The sequence below is a fragment of the Chitinophaga pinensis DSM 2588 genome (genome assembly GCF_000024005.1).
GTDB classification, from domain to species: Bacteria; Bacteroidota; Bacteroidia; order Chitinophagales; family Chitinophagaceae; genus Chitinophaga; species Chitinophaga pinensis.
Genome location: NC_013132.1, coordinates 1998987 through 2018395 on the forward strand (window position 1 = coordinate 1998987; position 19409 = coordinate 2018395).

At 44.2% G+C, this 19409-nt stretch carries 14 protein-coding genes; 9 read left to right on the top strand and 5 right to left on the bottom strand.

Features of this window, described 5'->3' with window-relative positions:
• The first annotated feature begins 87 nt into the window (after window positions 1–87).
• On the top strand, window positions 88–1425 hold the full coding sequence (gene accC, locus CPIN_RS08335) for an acetyl-CoA carboxylase biotin carboxylase subunit (RefSeq protein ID WP_012789332.1): 1338 nt from the start codon (window positions 88–90) through the stop codon (window positions 1423–1425).
• Window positions 1426–1501: 76 nt separating this feature from the next.
• Here the strand turns inward: accC and CPIN_RS08340 are convergent, their stop codons facing one another.
• Entirely contained in the window at window positions 1502–2326 is an 825-nt protein-coding gene (locus tag CPIN_RS08340) for a hypothetical protein (RefSeq protein WP_012789333.1), read from the bottom strand.
• A gap of 187 nt (window positions 2327–2513) precedes the next feature.
• Window positions 2514–4712, bottom strand: coding sequence for a glutamine synthetase III family protein (locus CPIN_RS08345; protein WP_012789334.1), 2199 nt, complete (start codon window positions 4710–4712; stop codon window positions 2514–2516).
• A gap of 361 nt (window positions 4713–5073) precedes the next feature.
• Here CPIN_RS08345 and purL point away from each other — a divergent pair, with 361 nt between their 5' ends.
• Window positions 5074–7326, top strand: a complete 2253-nt coding sequence (purL, locus tag CPIN_RS08350; RefSeq protein ID WP_012789335.1) for a phosphoribosylformylglycinamidine synthase subunit PurL — start codon at window positions 5074–5076, stop codon at window positions 7324–7326.
• 1618 nt (window positions 7327–8944) lie between these two features.
• Here purL and CPIN_RS08355 read toward each other — a convergent pair.
• Window positions 8945–10186 (bottom strand): aminotransferase class I/II-fold pyridoxal phosphate-dependent enzyme, encoded by a 1242-nt coding sequence (locus CPIN_RS08355; RefSeq protein WP_012789336.1) that lies wholly within the window; start codon window positions 10184–10186, stop codon window positions 8945–8947.
• A 120-nt stretch (window positions 10187–10306) separates the two neighbouring features.
• Here CPIN_RS08355 and pafA point away from each other — a divergent pair, with 120 nt between their 5' ends.
• The 3 genes from pafA to CPIN_RS08370 all read left to right on the top strand — a co-directional run bounded on the left by pafA (window position 10307) and on the right by CPIN_RS08370 (window position 13645).
• Window positions 10307–11998, top strand: a complete 1692-nt coding sequence (gene pafA / locus CPIN_RS08360; protein WP_148230523.1) for an alkaline phosphatase PafA — start codon at window positions 10307–10309, stop codon at window positions 11996–11998.
• Window positions 11999–12094: 96 nt separating this feature from the next.
• Window positions 12095–12874 carry an enoyl-CoA hydratase/isomerase family protein gene (locus CPIN_RS08365; protein ID WP_012789338.1) on the top strand — a complete coding sequence of 260 codons (780 nt, stop codon included), beginning with the start codon at window positions 12095–12097 and terminating at the stop codon, window positions 12872–12874.
• 126 nt (window positions 12875–13000) lie between these two features.
• A complete protein-coding gene (locus tag CPIN_RS08370) occupies window positions 13001–13645 on the top strand; it encodes a hypothetical protein (protein WP_012789339.1) in 645 nt (214 codons plus the stop codon).
• A 94-nt stretch (window positions 13646–13739) separates the two neighbouring features.
• Here the strand turns inward: CPIN_RS08370 and CPIN_RS08375 are convergent, their stop codons facing one another.
• Complete coding sequence (locus tag CPIN_RS08375; RefSeq protein WP_012789340.1) at window positions 13740–14123, bottom strand: hypothetical protein; 384 nt, start codon at window positions 14121–14123, stop codon at window positions 13740–13742.
• A gap of 152 nt (window positions 14124–14275) precedes the next feature.
• On the opposite strand from CPIN_RS08375, the gene CPIN_RS08380 reads away from it, so the two are divergent.
• The 3 genes from CPIN_RS08380 (at window position 14276) to CPIN_RS08390 (ending at window position 17499) form a co-directional block, all read left to right on the top strand.
• A complete protein-coding gene (locus CPIN_RS08380) occupies window positions 14276–15706 on the top strand; it encodes a tetratricopeptide repeat protein (protein WP_012789341.1) in 1431 nt (476 codons plus the stop codon).
• Window positions 15707–15985: 279 nt separating this feature from the next.
• Window positions 15986–16747 (top strand): phosphosulfolactate synthase, encoded by a 762-nt coding sequence (locus CPIN_RS08385; protein ID WP_012789342.1) that lies wholly within the window; start codon window positions 15986–15988, stop codon window positions 16745–16747.
• A 17-nt stretch (window positions 16748–16764) separates the two neighbouring features.
• Window positions 16765–17499, top strand: a complete 735-nt coding sequence (locus CPIN_RS08390) for a shikimate dehydrogenase family protein (protein WP_012789343.1) — start codon at window positions 16765–16767, stop codon at window positions 17497–17499.
• A gap of 270 nt (window positions 17500–17769) precedes the next feature.
• Here CPIN_RS08390 and CPIN_RS08395 read toward each other — a convergent pair whose 3' ends face one another.
• The gene (locus CPIN_RS08395) at window positions 17770–18567 is read right to left on the bottom strand and encodes a class I SAM-dependent methyltransferase (RefSeq protein WP_012789344.1); all 798 of its coding nucleotides are present in this window, start codon (window positions 18565–18567) and stop codon (window positions 17770–17772) included.
• A gap of 103 nt (window positions 18568–18670) precedes the next feature.
• Between CPIN_RS08395 and truB the strand changes: the two genes are divergently transcribed.
• Window positions 18671–19369, top strand: a complete 699-nt coding sequence (truB, locus tag CPIN_RS08400) for a tRNA pseudouridine(55) synthase TruB (protein WP_012789345.1) — start codon at window positions 18671–18673, stop codon at window positions 19367–19369.
• Window positions 19370–19409: the final 40 nt, after the last annotated feature.

The window sequence follows — 19409 nt, forward strand, 5'->3', positions numbered from 1 at the left end:
AATATTATGAGAAGGAAGGAAATTTCCATGCCTCATAGTTTTCCAACCTTTTAGGTTTATTACTTTTCTTTAACCTATTGAAAAAACATGTTTAAGAAAATATTGATTGCCAATCGTGGAGAGATCGCCCTGCGTATCATTCGCACCTGTAAGGAAATGGGTATCAAAACGGTGGCTGTTTACTCTACCGCAGATAAAGATAGTCTGCACGTAAAGTTTGCAGATGAAGCGGTGTGTATAGGTAAACCACAAAGCAGCGAATCCTATCTGAATATACCTCACCTGATGGCGGCAGCAGAAATAACCAACGCTGATGCAATCCACCCAGGTTACGGTTTCCTCGCAGAAAATGCGCGCTTTGCAGAGATCTGTGGCGAACACGGTATCAAATTTATCGGCCCGACTCCGGAGATGATCCGTAAAATGGGTGATAAAATGACTGCGAAAGAAACAATGATCGCAGCAGGTGTACCTGTAATCCCAGGTTCTGAAGGCCTCCTCCAGAGTCTGGAAGAAGCTAAGAAACTTTCCAAACAAATGGGCCTGCCTATCATCCTGAAAGCAACTGCTGGTGGTGGTGGTAAAGGTATGCGTGTGGTATGGAAAGACGAAGAGCTGGAGAATGCCTACAACATGGCTAAAAATGAAGCCCGCGCCTCTTTCAATAACGACGGTATCTACATGGAGAAATTCGTGGAAGAACCTCGTCACATTGAAATACAGGTAGCAGGCGACCAATATGGTAAAGTATGTCACCTCAGTGAGCGTGACTGCTCTATCCAGCGTCGTCACCAGAAACTGGTAGAAGAATCTCCTTCTCCTTTCATGACGCCTGAACTGCGTGAGAAAATGGGTGAAGCAGCGATCAAAGCAGCATCAGCTATCAATTACGAAAGTGTTGGTACCATCGAGTTCCTGGTGGATAAACACCGTAACTTCTACTTCATGGAGATGAACACCCGTATCCAGGTAGAACACGGCGTAACAGAAGAGGTAATCAATTTTGACCTGATCAAAGAACAGATCAAGATTGCTGCCGGTATTCCTATCTCCGGTAAGAACTATACACCGGAAATGCACGTAATCGAATGTCGTATCAATGCGGAAGATCCGTACAACGACTTCCGTCCGTCTCCAGGTAAGATCACTACCCTGCATATTCCAGGTGGTCACGGTGTACGTGTGGATTCCCACATCTACGCTGGTTATGTGATTCCTCCGTATTATGATTCAATGGTGGCTAAACTGATCACTATTGCACAGACCCGTGAGGAAGCTATCAACACCATGGAGCGTGCACTGAGCGAATTTGTGATCGAAGGGGTGAAAACAACCATTCCTTTCCATCAGCAGCTGATGCGTGATGAAAACTTCCGTAAAGGTAACTTTACGACCAAATTTACAGAAACTTTCAAACTGGTATAAGCTATCGGTGCGATATAAAGAAAGCCGGCATGTCTCAGACATGCCGGCTTTTCTGTTTAAACAATCTGCCCTGTCACTATTTACATTTGTAAACGATTTTCATATTCGTTAAATCTGCATCCAGGAAGGAGACTGGCTTTCCTTTCGGATCATTGGGGAACTGCAGCGGCAGACCATATTTATTGTAAGTAACAGCGGTCTGTGTGTTGTTTTCGCTGTAATTACGGGTCAGTAACTGCCAGACCTTATTCGTCTGCAGGAAATTGATCTTATTGTCATAAGGGCCGTAATAAGTGGTATCTACCACCCAGCCTGTTGATCCCCAGCTGGCTGCCAGCTTTTCCAGATTGTTGGCACTGTTGTACAGGTATTTCTTTTTATACCAGCCGGCACCATCTTCAAAAAAGGAATTCTCTTCTATGAGACGTCCTTTGGCATCATAGTTAAAATAGATCACGATAATCAACGGTGGCAGAAATGGATAGGGGATCGGATGATCGCCTATCGTACCATTGTTGTACAGACTGTCCATATAGGGCCTGTCCTGATTTCCACGGTATTTAAACCGGTGCCATTCTCTGAAATCTCCACCATAACCGCCATTCTCGTAATGCAGGATTTGATCGGTGAGTCTTTGTTTTGCATCATATCGGTAAGTTTCATTCTCGTTGCCGGTGGCCAGGTCAGAACGGCTGCGCAATATTGGATTACCTGCTTTGTTGTAGGTAAGGGTATTGACTACATGCCCTTCCCACCAGTAGTTATCACCTTCAAATGACTGTATCTGGCAAAGTGGCGCGCCACAGTCGGGCGTGATGTCTGTTTTTCCACAGGAAGCAAACATACATAGGATTGCACCTGCGATCATCGCATGAAAAGTAAAATTGAGACGTGTTCTCATGAGGGAGTTTTTAGGGGTAATAAATGAAATGTGTCCTTTTGAATCAATAAAGCAGCTCAGATTGCTTAAACAGTGGGTAGGAGGGGTATCGGGTTAAGAGTGTATTGAAGGTAAGCAATACTTATAAAAACACAAAGCCCCGGGTAAATACCCGGGGCTAATCATACACCAAAACAATCTTACGGTTTTATCGCAAGAAAAGCAGCTCTCTGTACTTAGGGAGGCTCCATTGTTTATCATCTACAAGGAACTCCAGTTTATCCGCGTGATAACGGATAACATCAAAGTACGGCTTAATTTTATCACAATAATCTATAGCTTTTTGACGGCTGTCAGTAACTTTATTAGCTACTTTACGCGCTTCGATCATAGCCTGTACATTCTCACTGATAACATTGATGTGTTCAGCGATTTTAGAGGCGATCTGTGTTTGCGCTTTAACAGCACTGTCACCGAGACCGATACCTTTCAGACCATTGATGTTAGTGATCAGGGTGTTCAGGTAAGTGATCGCAGAAGGCAGGATCGTGTTAGTAGCCAGATCTCCGATAACACGGGCTTCGATCTGTACTTTTTTCACGTAGTCCTCGAGCAGGATCTCATGACGGGCATGCAGTTCTTTCTCGTTGTAAATGCCTACTTCAGTAAACAGTTTAGTTGATTTTTCGGTAACGTATGCATCCAGTGCTTTAGGAGTGGTTTTTACGTTCGCAAGACCTCTCTTTTCAGCTTCTTTTTCCCACTCTTCGCTGTATCCGTCGCCTTCAAATAAAACTTTCTCCGAATCTACAATATATTTCCGAAGAGTTTGCATAATAGCAATCTCTTTTTTCTCGCCTTTTTCAATCAGGGCGTCCACTTCAACCTTAAAGGTAGCCAGTGTTTTAGCCACGATTGTGTTGAGTACAGTCATCGCAGAAGCACAGTTTGCAGAAGAACCTACCGCGCGGAACTCAAACTTGTTACCAGTGAAGGCAAAAGGAGATGTACGGTTACGGTCAGTGTTGTCCAGCATCAGCTCTGGAATGTGACGGTGCAGATCCAGTTTCAGGATCGCTTCGTCCTGCTCGTCAAATTTGTTGTTTACACGGGTTTTAACCTCCTGCAGTACATCATACAGGTATTTACCGGAGAACACAGAGATGATAGCAGGAGGCGCTTCGTTAGCACCCAGACGGAAGTCATTGCTTGGAGAAGCGATAGAAGCTCTCAGCAGGTCTGCATAGTCATGAACCGCTTTGATGGTATTTACAAAGAAGGTCAGGAACATCAGGTTGGTCTTCGGAGTTTTACCCGGAGCCAGCAGGTTCACACCAGTATCTGTAGCAAGGCTCCAGTTGTTGTGTTTACCTGAACCGTTTACGCCTGCGAATGGTTTCTCATGCAGTAACACTCTCAGTTTGTGACGTTTTCCTACTTTCGTCATCACGTCCATCAGCAGGGAGTTGTGGTCAACTGCGATGTTCACTTCTTCGAAGATAGGCGCACACTCGAACTGGGAAGGAGCCACCTCATTGTGACGGGTTCTCAGCGGAATACCCAGTTTGTAAGATTCCATTTCGAAATCGCGCATAAATGCATAGGCACGCTCAGGAATAGAACCGAAGTAGTGGTCTTCCAGCTGCTGTCCTTTGGATGGCGCATGACCAACTACAGTACGGCCACACATTACCAGGTCAGGACGGGCATTCGCCAGACTTTCATCTACCAGGAAGTATTCCTGTTCCCAACCCAGGGTAGCAGTAACCTTGGTTACATTTTTATCGAAATAGTTACATACGTCTACAGCCGCCTTGTCGATAGCAGAAAGTGCTTTCAGCAATGGCGCTTTGTAGTCCAGTGATTCACCGGTGTAAGCAACGAATATAGTAGGAATGCAAAGAGTTTTACCTTGACCCTGTTCCAGGATGAAAGGAGGGGAAGATGGATCCCATGCAGTGTAACCACGCGCTTCGAAAGTAGCACGCAGACCACCATTCGGGAAGCTGGAAGCATCCGGCTCCTGTTGTACCAGCGCATCGCCGTCAAAAGTTTCCAGAGCGGAACCATCACCTTTCAGGGTGAAGAATGAATCATGTTTTTCAGCAGTAGTACCTGTCAGCGGCTGGAACCAGTGTGTATAGTGAGTAACACCTTTTTTCATCGCCCACTGTTTCAGACCGGAAGCGATCTGCTCAGACATCTTACGATCGATCTTGGTGCCGGATTTAATAGAGTTCATTAAGCTCTTATAAGCCTCATCACTCAGATTCTCACGCACAACTTTTCCTGCGAAAACATTGCTGCCGAACACTTCGGTGATCTTTGTACCGTTGAGTTGCTCGGGCTTGATTTTTAAATCAACACCAGAAAGGCCTTCCAGTGCGGTGAAGCGTAACGATTGCATGCTGTAAATAATTTTATACAAAAGAACGGTCTTGCTATAACATAAGCAAGAAATTAGTGAATTTTAACTAAAAAATTACATTTATTGGTGAAAATCGTTAATTTTTCTGATTTTTAACTAAAAAACTAATAAGCTATCGCTTTAAAACTGATATATTTAAAAAAATATAATTTGTCAGGGCTGCATGACTATCGCGTTGGACATTTTATATATTGTTTCCCCCTTTCAAATCTTGCCGAAAAACTGGCATAATTCTTTTAGTCTCAAATGACTGCAAGTTGTCAATAACCTTTGTCAATTGGCGGAAAAACAAGTACGTTTGTGCTTCATTTCATCTATTCGCACTTATACAATTAGTTCCATGCAATCTAACGTAGAAACTACAGATAAGTTCTCCCAAACAACCGTCGAAACTGCTGAGCAACTCGGTCTTACAGCAGACGAATTTGAGCGTATCAAAGGTATATTGGGCCGTACCCCCAATTTTACAGAACTGAGCATGTACTCAGTCATGTGGAGTGAACATTGCAGTTATAAGAATTCCATCGTATGGTTAAAATCCCTGCCCCGTGAAGGTGAGCGCCTGCTGGTTAAAGCCGGCGAGGAAAATGCCGGTCTGGTAGATATCGGCGATGGTTATGCCTGCGTATTCAAAATCGAATCCCACAATCACCCCTCGGCCATAGAACCCTTCCAGGGCGCAGCTACAGGAGTAGGTGGTATTCATCGTGACATCTTCACCATGGGTGCACGCCCCATTGCAGCGCTCAATTCTCTTCGTTTCGGTAATATCAACGACAAGAAAACGCAACACCTTGTGAAAGGCGTTGTACATGGAATTGGCCACTATGGCAATTCTTTCGGTGTGCCAACTGTCGGTGGTGAAACGTATTTTGAAGACTGTTACAATACCAACCCGCTTGTTAACGCAATGAGTGTTGGTGTGGTAAAAGTTGGTCAGACTGTTTCCGCCACTTCCTATGGCGCCGGTAACCCGGTGTTCATCGTAGGTTCCGCAACGGGTAAAGATGGTATCGGCGGCGCATCATTCGCCAGCGCTAACATCACCGAAGACAGCGTAGAAGATCTGCCATCCGTACAGGTAGGCGATCCTTTCCAGGAAAAGAAACTGCTGGAAGCCTGTCTTGAAATTATTCCTACAGGCGCACTCGTTGGTATGCAGGATATGGGAGCAGCCGGTATTACCTGCTCCACCGCTGAAATGAGTGCCAAGGGCGGACATGGTATGGCCATCCAGCTGGATAAAGTACCTACCCGTCAGGAAAACATGAAAGCCTGGGAAATACTGCTCAGCGAGAGCCAGGAAAGAATGCTCATTGTTGTACACAAAGGCCGTGAAGCCGATGTGCTGAAAATATTCGAAAAGTGGGACCTGCATTGTGCGCAGATCGGTGAAGTGACGACTGATAAACAACTGAAGTTCTATCTGAACGGTCACCTGGAAGCAGATCTTCCGGCAGACAGCCTCGTATTGGGTGGTGGCGCTCCGCAATACCACCGTGCCTATACAGAGCCGACCTACTTCGAAAAAGTAAAGGCTTTTGATATTCATAAAATACCAGACACCCTGCATGCACGCTTCGCGGCAGAAAGGCTGGTAAAGCTGCCTAATATTGCTTCTAAACGCTGGATCTATAACCAGTATGACAGCATGGTAGGTACCGCTAATGCCAGCACGAATGCCCCAAGTGATGCCGCTATCGTTACGGTAAAAGGATCTAAAAAGATCCTGGCACTGACGACAGACTGTAACAGCCGCTACGTATATGCGGATCCGCATATAGGCGGTCAGATCGCTGTGGCAGAAGCAGCCCGTAACATCGTATGTAGTGGTGGTGAACCTGTAGCGATTACTAACTGCCTGAATTTCGGGAATCCTTATGATCCGGAAGTATACTACCAGTTCGTATATGCGATCAAGGGAATGGGAGAGGCCTGCCGTAAATTCAATACGCCCGTTACCGGTGGTAACGTAAGTTTTTATAACCAGTCTCCCGATGGCGCCGTATACCCTACGCCTACTATCGGTATGCTGGGTATCCTCGACAATATCGCTGATCGTATAACCCTCGACTTTAAAGAGTCAGGTCACCTGATCTACTTAATAGGTCGCAGCCGTAATGATATCAGCAGTTCTGAATACCTGCATAAGCTGATTGGTATTGAGTTCAGCCCTGCGCCACACTTCCACCTGGAAGAAGAGCACCGCCTGCACCAGGCTATCGCGAAACTCAATAAAGCCGGTATTATCCAGTCCTGCCACGACATCAGTGAAGGAGGTCTGTTTATCTCCTTGCTGGAAAGTGCCATGACTTCAGGCTTAGGCTTCGATATCCACAGCAATCCTAACTTCCGTAACGATGCATTCCTCTTTGGTGAAAGCCAAAGCCGTGCTATTGTTACTATCAGACCGGAAGACAAAGAGAAGTTCGATGCTGTTATGCATACTGTGATAGACGCTACTGAACATTCAGTGAAAGCAGAGAAGCTGGGTGTTGTTAAAGGAGAGCATATTATAATAGACAATGAAGACTGGGGAACGGTGGAAAGCTGGAAACAGCCTTATGATATAGCAATTGAGTCTCATTTATAGTAAAAAGCTTATACTTTAAATATTGAGAGGTACAACGTATATACCACATGGGTGTTATGTTGTGCCTCTTAACATTTGTGGACTGTCCATCATACACTTATAGCATATACGCTGTTATGGAATGCCCGACGGATAAGGTTTTTACACCTCTTCAAGTATTATTGTAATGTTAAATCCTTTTAACAAGTCATTAACAAAATCCCATGTTCGTGTGAATTTATATCACGCTGCTTAGAGTACTTTTGATAAAGAGAAATGCGAATACATCGGGTCTAATAAAAAAGACCAATCCAATATATTTTATCCCTGGAATCATGAGAGTGATTCCTGTCCTATGAGAGCCAATGCCAATTTTATCCCTGGAATTGAAAGAGTTCCAGCCTATGAAATCAGAAGAATTATTTTTATCCTGCGGAATCTAACACATTCCGGCCTATGAAATCCAGTTATTTATCCTACGGAATCTAGCACATTCCGGTCCTATGAAATCGAGTTATTTTATCCTACGGAATCTAGCACATTCCGGTCCTATGAAATCGAGTTATTTTATCCTACGGAATCTAACACATTCCGATCCTATGAAAGCCAATTAGAATCAATCCCCGGAATTAAAAGAATTCCGGCCTATGAAAGCCAATTATTCAGAACAATTAACATTCCTGGAGACGAAAGGATCCAGACCTATGAAAGCCAGTTTATTTATCCCAGGAGCCTAAGGGCTTCTAATTCTATGAAGACCAATTGTTCTACCATGTCCTGATGAAAGCTAAGTGAAACTTACACCTAGTGAGAAAGAACGATTTGTTGTGAAGCCCCTCGTATTCAACGAGGGGTTTACTTTTTTCAGCTGTTTCCATATAACGCAAATGTTATGCCATTAGTATAAAGGCAATAAAGAATTAAGCTCCAAGGGCAAAGAATTAACATTGGAGCCTATACGGATTTGTATATATATCCCTCGCGTTTCAAACCATAAACGTATATGGAGCATAGGTGTAAACCCCTATCAGTCGTCTGTACGTGATTCTTTATTAAAAATCAATGAGTTAAGAAGATATAAGATGTCTTGCGTATATACAAGCAGGTGATCTGCATTATAAAAGCAGCGGAATTAAGGCATAAGCAGTTGTCAGTCTACAGTCAATAAGACAGTGATTCATTGTCAATGAATTAGCTTGTTTGCGTATATACCAGCAGGTTTGCAGGGCCATTATAAGATATGTTATCAACAATTCCCGTCCTTTCATACTATATATATGCTTCATACACGACGCATATACGACGCATCTCCCCAAAAAAACAGGAACTACAGGGAACAAAATGTCCAGGAAAATGGATTTTCTGCCTCACTGAAATAAGTAGTCCTTACATATTACAGTCTAAAGTGCTCCTCCTGCAACGCAACCACAAAGCCGCTTTAGCCACTTCTAAGCCGGATATTTCCCTTTTCCCGGTTCAGCCGATGCCATAAAAACATAAATAAGGACAGCACCATAATTTTTTGACCCGGATTGGCAGATTGTATGTCAGCCACCTATTCATCAATTCTGCCTGATATTATTAATAACAAAAAAGCCCGGACCATACGATCCGGGCTTTTTTCTTTATTACGAACTGATTATACCATTGGTATTTCAGCTACTTCGTATACTTTCTTGTCAAGTTTCTCTTTCGTCTCGGTGAACGCTTTCAGCGTCAGTTCGATATCCTCGTCGCTGTGTGCAGCGGTTGGGATCAGACGATAGATGATCTGTCCTTTTGGAATAACCGGATATACTACGATGGAACAGAAGATGTTGTAGTTCTCACGCAGATCCAGACACATTGCGGTGGCTTCCGGAATATCACCCTGCAGGTAAATCGGCGTTACAGGAGAGTTAGTTCTGCCGATATTGAAACCACGATCACGCAGTCCCTGTTGCAGTTTATTCACATTGCTCCAGAGTTTCGCTTTCATCTCAGGATGTTTACGCATCAGTTCTACGCGTTTCAGATGTCCGATTACCAGTGGTAAAGGAATTGATTTTGCGAAGATCTGGGAACGCATGTTATAGCGCAGGAAGTTAATGATTGCTTTGTCGCCGCTCATGAAAGCGCCGATAGAAGCACCGGATTTTGCGAAAGTGTTGAACAGCAGATCGATCTGGTCCTGTACCCCCTGTTCTTCACCTGTACCGGCACCGGTTTTACCCATTGTACCAAATCCATGCGCATCATCTACCATCAGACGGAACTGATATCTTTCTTTTAAACCAACGATTTCTTTCAGTTTACCCTGATCACCCGCCATACCAAACACACCTTCAGTAACAACCAGGATACCGCCCGGGGTACCTTTGATCAGTTGCTCTGCACGTTGCAGCTGTTTTTCACAGTCTGCGATATCATTGTGTTTGAATACATAGCGCTTGCCTGGGTGCAGGCGAAGACCGTCGAGGATACTCGCGTGACACTCTGCATCATACACGATCACGTCGTGACGGTTACAGATAGCATCGATAGCACTCATAATACCCTGATAACCATAGTTCAGCAAGGTAGTGTCTTCTTTGCCCATGTAGTCGGATAATTCTTTTTCCAGCTTTTCGTGATAATTGGTGTTACCACTCATCATACGGGCCCCCATTGGAGTGGCAAGTCCGTAATCGGCTGCTGCTTTGGCATCAGTAGCACGTACCTCGGGATGGTTGGCAAGCCCCAGGTAGTTATTCAGGCTCCATATAACTTTCTCTTTCCCCCTGAAATTCATGCGGGGACCAATTTCACCTTCCAGCTTAGGGAACGCGAAGTAGCCATGAGCTCTGTCAGAGTGTTCGCCTATAGGGCCCATGTGCTTTAGCAGTTTCTCAAAAATATCCATATGTTAAATAATAATTAAGAGTGATCATTCGAAAACCCGCACAAAGGTATTAAAATATTAGTTTTTGTAAACTTGGGTTACCTTTGAAAATGTGAATAATAAATAATGTATTTAAGAATCATGAATTGTAAATTCTTGTCGTGTGTATTGACTGCGACAACCCTGCTCGTTACACAATCTCTGAATGCTCAGAAAGCTACCTCTCCCAAACCCGGTTTTGCAACTGCATGGAGCAAACCGGCCGCTCCCAAGAATGTGACCCGTCCCAAGCTGGTGGTGGGTATCGTGGTGGATCAGATGCGCTGGGACTATTTATATCGATATTCCAACCGCTATACAGATGGTGGGTTCAAGCGGTTACTGAAGGATGGATTCTCCTGCGAAAATACGCTAATTAACTATACGCCGACCATTACGGCCTGTGGTCATACCTGCGTATATACCGGTTCTGTTCCTGCCGTGCACGGTATTGTGGGCAATGACTGGTATAACAGGGAGCTCAACAGAGACATATATTGTGCGGAAGATTCTACTGTGAATACAGTTGGAAGTACTTCTGCAGCCGGTAAAATGAGTCCCCGCAACATGCAGGTGACCACCATCGGAGACGAACTGCGTCTCGCTACCAACTTCCAGAGTAAAGTAGTAGGTGTGGCGATTAAAGATCGCGGCGCTATCCTGCCTGCCGGTCACAGCGCTACTGCTGCTTACTGGTATGATGGCAGCACCGGTAACTGGATCACCAGCTCTTATTATATGAATCAGTTACCAGACTGGGCAACTGACTTCAACAGCATGAAATGGCCAGCTCGTTACCTGAGTCAGCCATGGACGCCAATGTATCCGATCGATACCTATACTTTAAGCACTGCTGATAATAAACCTTACGAAGGTCCTTTCAAACCTGGTATCGCGCCGGCATTCCCGCACGACCTGGGTGGTACTACCGGTAATCCTTTCAAATCTATTTCCTCTACGCCATTTGGTAACACCATGACGCTTGAGTTTGCGAAGAAAGCACTGGAAGCATACCAGCTGGGTAAAGGTAGCGTAACAGACATGCTGGCGATCAGTCTGTCTTCCACTGACTATGTCGGTCACCAGTTTGGGCCTAATTCCATCGAAATTGAAGATACTTACCTGCGTCTGGACAAAGACCTGGCTGAATTCTTCAAATATCTGGACGCCAAAGTAGGTAAAGGACAATACCTCTTCTTCATTACTGCGGATCATGGTGTGGCACACGTACCAGGCTTCATGCAGGAAAATAAACTGCCTGGTGGTAGCTGGAGTGAAGGAAAAGCTGTGAATGATCTGAATAAACTGGCAAAAGAACAATTCGGACTGGATAAAGCGATCCAGGGCGCCAGCAACTATCAGCTGTACCTGAATCATGACGCTATTGCTAAAGCAGGTAAATCCTCAATAGAAGTACGTGATTTCCTGATCAATGCTTTACTGAAAGATCCTGCTGTCGCTAATGCTTTCCCTTTACAGGAACTGATGACCACTACCTTGCCTGAACCAATGCGTACGATGATGGCAAATGGTTTTAACAGAAAACGTAGCGGCGATATCCAGTTTGCCCTGCAACCAGGATTCATCGATGGAGGTAAAACAGGTACTACCCACGGTTTATGGTATCCTTATGATGCACATATTCCGCTGGTATGGATGGGTTGGGGTATCACTCCCGGCAAAAGCAACCGTACAGTAGGTATGACGGATATTTCTCCTACCATTGCGGCAAAACTGCATATACAAATGCCTAACGGTAATGTAGGACGTGTAATAGAAGAAGTTGCGAGATAAGCGCAGCATTCCGGATAATAGCTCATTTCAGATCGCGGAATTTAACAAGTTCTTGTTATATTCATTCCGCGATCTGAAATCGCTAATCCGATAACAATGGTTTTCGAACATATCCTGTATAATGTAAGCGGACGTGTAGCAACGATCACGCTCAACCGTCCTGAAAAACGCAATGCGCTGAACGGCGCTACAGTAGGAGAACTACGTACAGCCTTTAATCAGGCTGAGACAGATCCCGAAGTGAAAGTAATTATCCTGAAAGGCGCCGGTGAAGCTTTTTGCGCCGGAGCAGACCTAGAATATCTCCAGCAACTCCAACGTAATACCAGAGAAGAAAATCTTGCCGATTCAAAAGAACTGATGCAGCTCATGCAGCAGATCTATTATCATAATAAAGTAGTTATTGCCCAGGTAGAAGGACATGCGATTGCAGGTGGCTGCGGACTCGTAACAATCTGCGACCTGAGTTATGCAATACCTGCTGCCAAACTGGGATACACGGAGGTGAAAATCGGTTTTATACCAGCGCTGGTATCCGTATTTCTGGTCAGGAAAATAGGTGAGGGGCGTGCCCGCGACTTACTGCTCACCGGTAGATTAATCACTGCCGAAAAGGCGGAATATTATGGTTTGCTGAATGAAGTGGTGCCCGCCGACCTTATTGAAGCCCATGTGGCAAAAGTGGCGGAAGATCTCTGTACCGGTGCTTCTGCCAATTCGCTTAAAGTGACCAAAAAACTGATTACTTCTGTATTTGATCAGCCGATAGAAAATGCATTGCTGAACGCCGCTGAAATGAATGCAGAAACCAGGGAACATGCTGATTGTCAGAGAGGTATAAACGCGTTTCTGGCGAAGGAAAAGATGGTCTGGTAATCCGGTATGATTTTTTCATTTAAACCTATAAAGCCACGCATAATTATCCCTGTACAACAGCAACATTATGCAGAGGCGACATCCGGCCTTAGCTTTTAAAATAATGCGGATGAAATTATTACTGTCATGCAAAAAGCTCTTTTAACACTTGTATGTTGTGTGCTGCTCTCCGGTAGTCTGTTCGCGCAGCGATTGGTGTCAGACGCGAAAATTGTTTACCGGATCGAAACACCACCACAAACCGATGCCTCATTTGAAGGCGGTACTTTAACCCAGTATATGAAAGGACACCTGAGCAGGGTGGACCTTGATTTCAAAATGGTGCACTACAGCTATCTTATCAACAGCAAAGAAGAATCGGTTGTAACACTGATCGACAATCATGGGGATAAGTACCTGATCCGCGCCGGCAAGGAAGAATATGCAAAAGAACTGAAGGAATATCTTCAGGTGCAATTCAAAGACGCTGGTGAAACCAAACAGATTGCAGGTTATACCTGTAAGAAAGCGATCGGAAAAATGGCGGATGGTCAGACCTTCGAAGTGTATTATACACCTGATCTGATGCCGGAAAATAAGCAGTATAACCGCCGCTTTGTCAATCTGAAAGGTTTGCCTCTGCAATTCGAAATCATCAACAAAAACGGCTCCCGTATGCACGTGATAGCGACCAAAGTTGATATCTATGCAGTACCGGGTTCATTTTTCGATATTCCGAAAACGGGATATAAGGAAATCAGCAGGGAAGAACTGTTGAAGATGGGAAGCTGATAATAACGGAGCAATCCGGAAATGATACAAAAGAAAAAGGTCCTGTAATGTACAGGACCTTTTTCTTTTTATGCAAATGCAAAGTAGACGATGATTAGTTCTTCCTGAACGGCAGCACAATGTGCAGCTGATGGAAGTTGTTGTGGGTAGGCTGCTGAATCTGTGTAGCATATGGCAATACATATGTTACGTTACCCTTCTTGATAGTCATTACTGACTTGAAGTTGTATGAATTATTATCAGACAGCTTAAAGTTGGAGTTCATTGCTCCATTGAAACGAAACCCTGCATCAAGGCTCAGGTTGGTCTTACCTGACAGACCTGCCAGGGAGATTTTATTTTCGTTCTTCTTTATCTTGTCTTTATTATCGGAGGTTAAATTATCATTCGCTTTAGCAGTTAACCCACTGATTACCAGGAGCCCCGCCAATAAAAAAGACAATGAAAAGGTCTGCAATATGTTAGTTTTCTGTTTCATTGTATCACAAATATACAAACTTTTCTATGTATTATATAACAAATCCTTAACGAAGATACGCAAAATTCCTAAAGTAATGTTAAATATTTTTAACAATCAGGCGCAAAGCGGCTCATAGCTTGCCGATTCAAAAAATACTTATATTTACATTAATGAATCAAGACTTTCCATTTTTAAACGACGATTTTGAGGAGTTAAAAGACTTGTTGCAGCAGTTTGAAAACCTGAAAGCAGGCACGTCTCACTCCTTTCTCGACGAGGATTCTTTCGAACTGATCATAGACTATTATGATGAGCATGATGAACTTCCTAATGCCATGCAGGCTGCTGAGATGGCGATAGAGCAGTTTCCCTATTCTTCTACTCTCTTACTGAAAAAGGCTAATCTACTTATAGAATCGAAGAAATACCAGGAGGCCATGGATCTGCTGGAAAAAGCTTCCATATTGGATAGTACCGATATTAACCTGTACATCCTCCAGACTGATGTATATCTTGCGATGAACCAGCACGAAAAGGCCGCGGCCCTGCTGGAAGAACAGATAGCTGTTTTTGAAGGAGACGATAAGACGGAACTGCTGCTTGAACTGGCAGACGTATATGATGACTGCGAAGAGTTCGAAAAGGTATTCGACTGCCTCAGACTGGCACTTGAGCACGCTCCCAATAACGAAGAGGCCTTGCATAAGATCTGTTTCTGGACCGAATTTACCGGCCGGAACGAAGAAAGCATCCGCCTTCACACCAATATCATTAACGAACACCCCTACAATCAGCTGGCCTGGTTTAACCTGGGTACCGCCTATCAGGGGCTTAAATTGTACGAGAAAGCAATCGATGCCTATCAGTACGCCATCGTTATTGACGAAAAATTTGATTACGCGTACCGTAATATGGGCGATGCTTACATCCGCTTACGCAAATATGCCGAAGCAATCGACGTGCTGAAAAAACACCTCGAAATTGCGAAACCGGAGGACGTCATCTATGAGGCAATCGGTCACTGTTACGAACGCCAGCGTAAATACACACAGGCCCGCTATTACTACCGTAAGGCATCCCATCTCAGTCCGGGCGACGATAAGCTGTACTACAAGATCGGTATCGCTTATATGACAGAAGCCAACTGGGAAAACGCGATCAAGTCCATCATGAGCGCTATTAAAATCAATAAAAACAGCGCCGAATACCTGATCGCCCTTGGTCAGTGTTATATTGAACTTGAAAAGAACAAAGAAGGCCTGATTCACCTGCTGGCCGCCGTACGCATCCGTCCTTCCAGTATCACCACCTGGCAGGAATTTATCCGCGGACTCTACATTTCCGGTTTCTATGACGAAGCCCTGATCCAGCTGGATGCAGCTATTCAGAAAGTTGGTCACAAACCGGTATTGCAGTACTACCTGGCAGGTATCATGTTCGCTACCGGTAAGTCTAAAGAAGGTATGCTGCAACTGGAAACAGCCCTGCAGATGAATGTAAAACATGTCAAGAAACTCATAGAACTTGACCCGACTTTACTCCAGCATCCCGGTATCGTAGAGCTCATTACCAGGTATAAAAAGACCAAAAAAAACAAGTAATCTGACGATACTTTGGAACACCCGTTCCGTAAATGCGTAATATTATGTGCTGTAATTTAGCATCATATATTACGCATTTTTCGTTTTAATATATTGATGTCCAGATTGTTATGAGATATGAAATTTTCTTTCCAATAAAAACCTTTATTTGAGAGTCTTTAACCGGAATGTGTTAATTTTGCGCCGGTTAAATAAAGATGGGCAGCTCCCTATTCCGGAAAACCAGTGAAGTATAGTTGTTTGATTTACAAACAATCATGACGATAAAAAAACGTTCAAATGAATTTTAATCTGACACAAATTCCCGATCGGACAAAGAAACCTCGTAACCATGGGCTGACTATGGTGATGGATAAAGGGCTAAGTTTGGAAGAAGCCAAGAATTTTTTATCGGTAGCGTCTCCTCACGTAGATATCCTGAAACTGGGTTTTGGAACCTCGTTCGTAACTCCTAACCTGCGCCAGAAAATAGAATTATACCAATCTGCCAATATCCCCGTATACTTCGGTGGAACTTTATTTGAGGCATTTCTGATCCGTAATCAGTTTGATGACTTTGTGAATGTGATCAAAGATTATGGGATTAAACATATTGAAGTTTCCGACGGATCTATCACCATTCCGCACGCTGAAAAATGCGGTTATATCGAGAAGCTGGCTAAAATAGCAACCGTATTGAGCGAAGTAGGCTCCAAGGATGCAGAACACATCATTCCTCCTTATAAATGGATCGAACTGATGAATGCAGAACTGGGCGCCGGCGCTACTTATGTAATCGCAGAAGCACGCGAAAGCGGTAACGTAGGTATCTATCGCGGTACCGGTGAAGTACGTGAAGGGCTGGTACAGGAAATCCTGACCAAGATCCCGTCTGAGAAAATTATTTGGGAAGCTCCGCAGAAAGCACAGCAGCTGTATTTCCTGGAACTGATCGGCTGTAATGTGAACCTGGGTAACCTGGCGCCACACGAAGTGATCTCCCTGGAAGCAATGCGTATCGGTCTGAGAGGAGACACTTTCCACCTGTTCCTGAATCAATAAAGCTTTATCAGATACCTATGAAGGTTTATGGTCTTATTGGATATCCGCTGAGTCATTCATTCTCCAAAGGCTTTTTCGCCGAGAAGTTTGCACGCGAAGGCATCAAGGAATGCATGTATGATAGTTTTCCGATCCCAACCATCGGCGACCTGCCTGCTTTACTGACACAACAGCCGGGATTGCAGGGGCTCAATGTGACCATCCCTTATAAGGAAGTTGTAATACCATATCTTGATGAATTAAGTCCTGCTGCCGCTAAAATGAAGGCAGTGAACTGTATCCGGTTTAAAGATGGCCGTAAGATAGGTTACAACACAGACGCCATCGGATTCAGAAGATCCCTTGAACCTTTACTCCAACCACATCATAATAAGGCATTGATACTGGGTACCGGCGGTGCAGCAAAAGCTGTACAGTATGTACTCGAAAGTCTGAATATACCGTATCAGCTGGTTAGCCGTCAGGCATCTGCAGCAACCATCAGCTATGAACAACTGGATGCCGCCACAATGGCTTCACATACGCTGATCGTCAACACCACGCCACTGGGTATGTACCCTAACCTGGAAGCAGCGCCCGCTATACCTTATGAACTGCTCACAGCCGATCACCTGTTATATGATCTGATCTATAATCCCGCTGTTACTGCCTTTTTACAAAAAGGAGCCGACAAAGGAGCCACGATCAAAAATGGGCATGAGATGCTGATCCTGCAGGCAGAAGCCAGCTGGGAAATCTGGAACGAACAATAAAAGTATAAATCAGCACGGCGGGTTAATCCCGCCGTGCTGATTTATACTTTTATTGTTCGTTCAATTAGGAATTAGGAATTAACAATTAGGAATTTCGCTGTTACAAGCGTTTTATAAAATACATAAGCCGCTGAGACTTGTCAGCGGCTTATGTATTTTTATCAGGGCCAATGCTTTTTTTAGCGTCAGTCAGTAATGATCTTGACATCCAATTGGGAATAATTCCTAATTCCTAATTGTTAATTCCTAATTGTTAATTCCTAATTCTTTCTATTGCGCCTTGATCATATAATAAACACAGGTCGTCAAGAAGTTCCTTACAAACGGTACAGCCGCTACCGGCCCCCATTGCAGTCTTGGTTTCAGACCGAATTTATATTTGTAGATCGGATTGATCAGATAGAATTGCTTCTTCGTTATATCATATCCCTGCTGTTTCACGATCCGCTCAAAGCGCTCAATGGAAATACCGGTTTCCTTGATCTCCATCAGTTCCGCAATGATATTAGGCGGTTCGCCAAAGGCACGTAAAACCCCTCTGTAGAGCGGGTTTGGAAGCAGATGTATGTAAGGCATCATATTCAGCACCTTGCTTTCGCAGGTCTGCTGATGACCGCCATGCGGCATATACCAGGGTGGAAAGCCGAAATAGACTTGTCCACGGGGAGTAAGCAGGTTCTTGAGATAGCCAATGATCTTCGCCTGGTCAGGAATATGTTCGATCGCATCTTTCAGAATGATAAGATCAAAAGAATGTTTGAACTCACCCAGAAAATCAACATCATAAATATTTTTGTTGATCAGCTGCATGTTGCCCGCATCTACATATTCTTTCAGATAGTCATGCGCCAGTGCAATCTTGTCATCCGACAGATCCACACCCACACAATGACAACCTTTTTCCAGGAAAGGTATCAATACGCCTCCTTCACCACAGCCTATTTCCATTATCCGGAGATCAGGTGTTACCGGCATAGCTGCATCGATAAAAGGCAGCACATAGTGAATGGAATTATCCACCTGTTGCTGGTATCTGACATTCGCGTTGCTGTGTTGTACTAAAGACATATTATGAAAATTGCGTGAAAATACTGAAAAAGCGCATATTTTCTACCCTTGCACTGTTTCACCCGTTGAACGCTGCATCCTGTGTTTCTATTATCTTTGCCGGATGAATCAGACTGCTGAAAAAAATATTTACGAAGAAGGACAGGTGGTATTGATCAACAAGCCTTTGAAATGGACGTCTTTCGATATCGTAAGAAAGATAAGAAACACCACAAAAGCAAAGACTGGTCATGCGGGTACCCTCGATCCGCTGGCGACTGGTCTGCTGATCTGCTGCACAGGTAAAATGACAAAAAAGATCAACGAGTACCAGGCACAGGAAAAAGAATATACCGGTACTTTCACTATAGGTGCAACAACGCCCACTTACGATCTGGAATCTGAACCAACAGATTTTAAACCACTGGACGGTATCACCGAAGAGCTGATACATGATACGACAAAACAGTTTATTGGCGAATTACAACAGTTACCGCCTATTCACTCTGCGATCAAACAGAATGGTAAACCCATCTATGAACTGGCCAGAAAAGGGGTAGAGGTGAAAGTAGAGCCGCGTAACATCGTCATCAAAGAATTTGAAATTACAAACATTGCATTGCCGGTAATACATTTCCGCGTTGTATGCAGTACCGGTACCTATATCCGTTCTCTGGCCAATGATTTTGGCGCAGCGCTGGGCGTGGGCGGTTATATGAGCAGTCTTTGCAGAACAAGAATCGGTGCGTTTAAGCTGGAAGATGCCTGGGAGATTGAGAAATTTGTGGAAGAACTGGGCGGCACTTTCAAAGCGAAATCTTAGTAAGGCAATTGTGCATTAGTGTGTATAAAAAAAGCCTGAT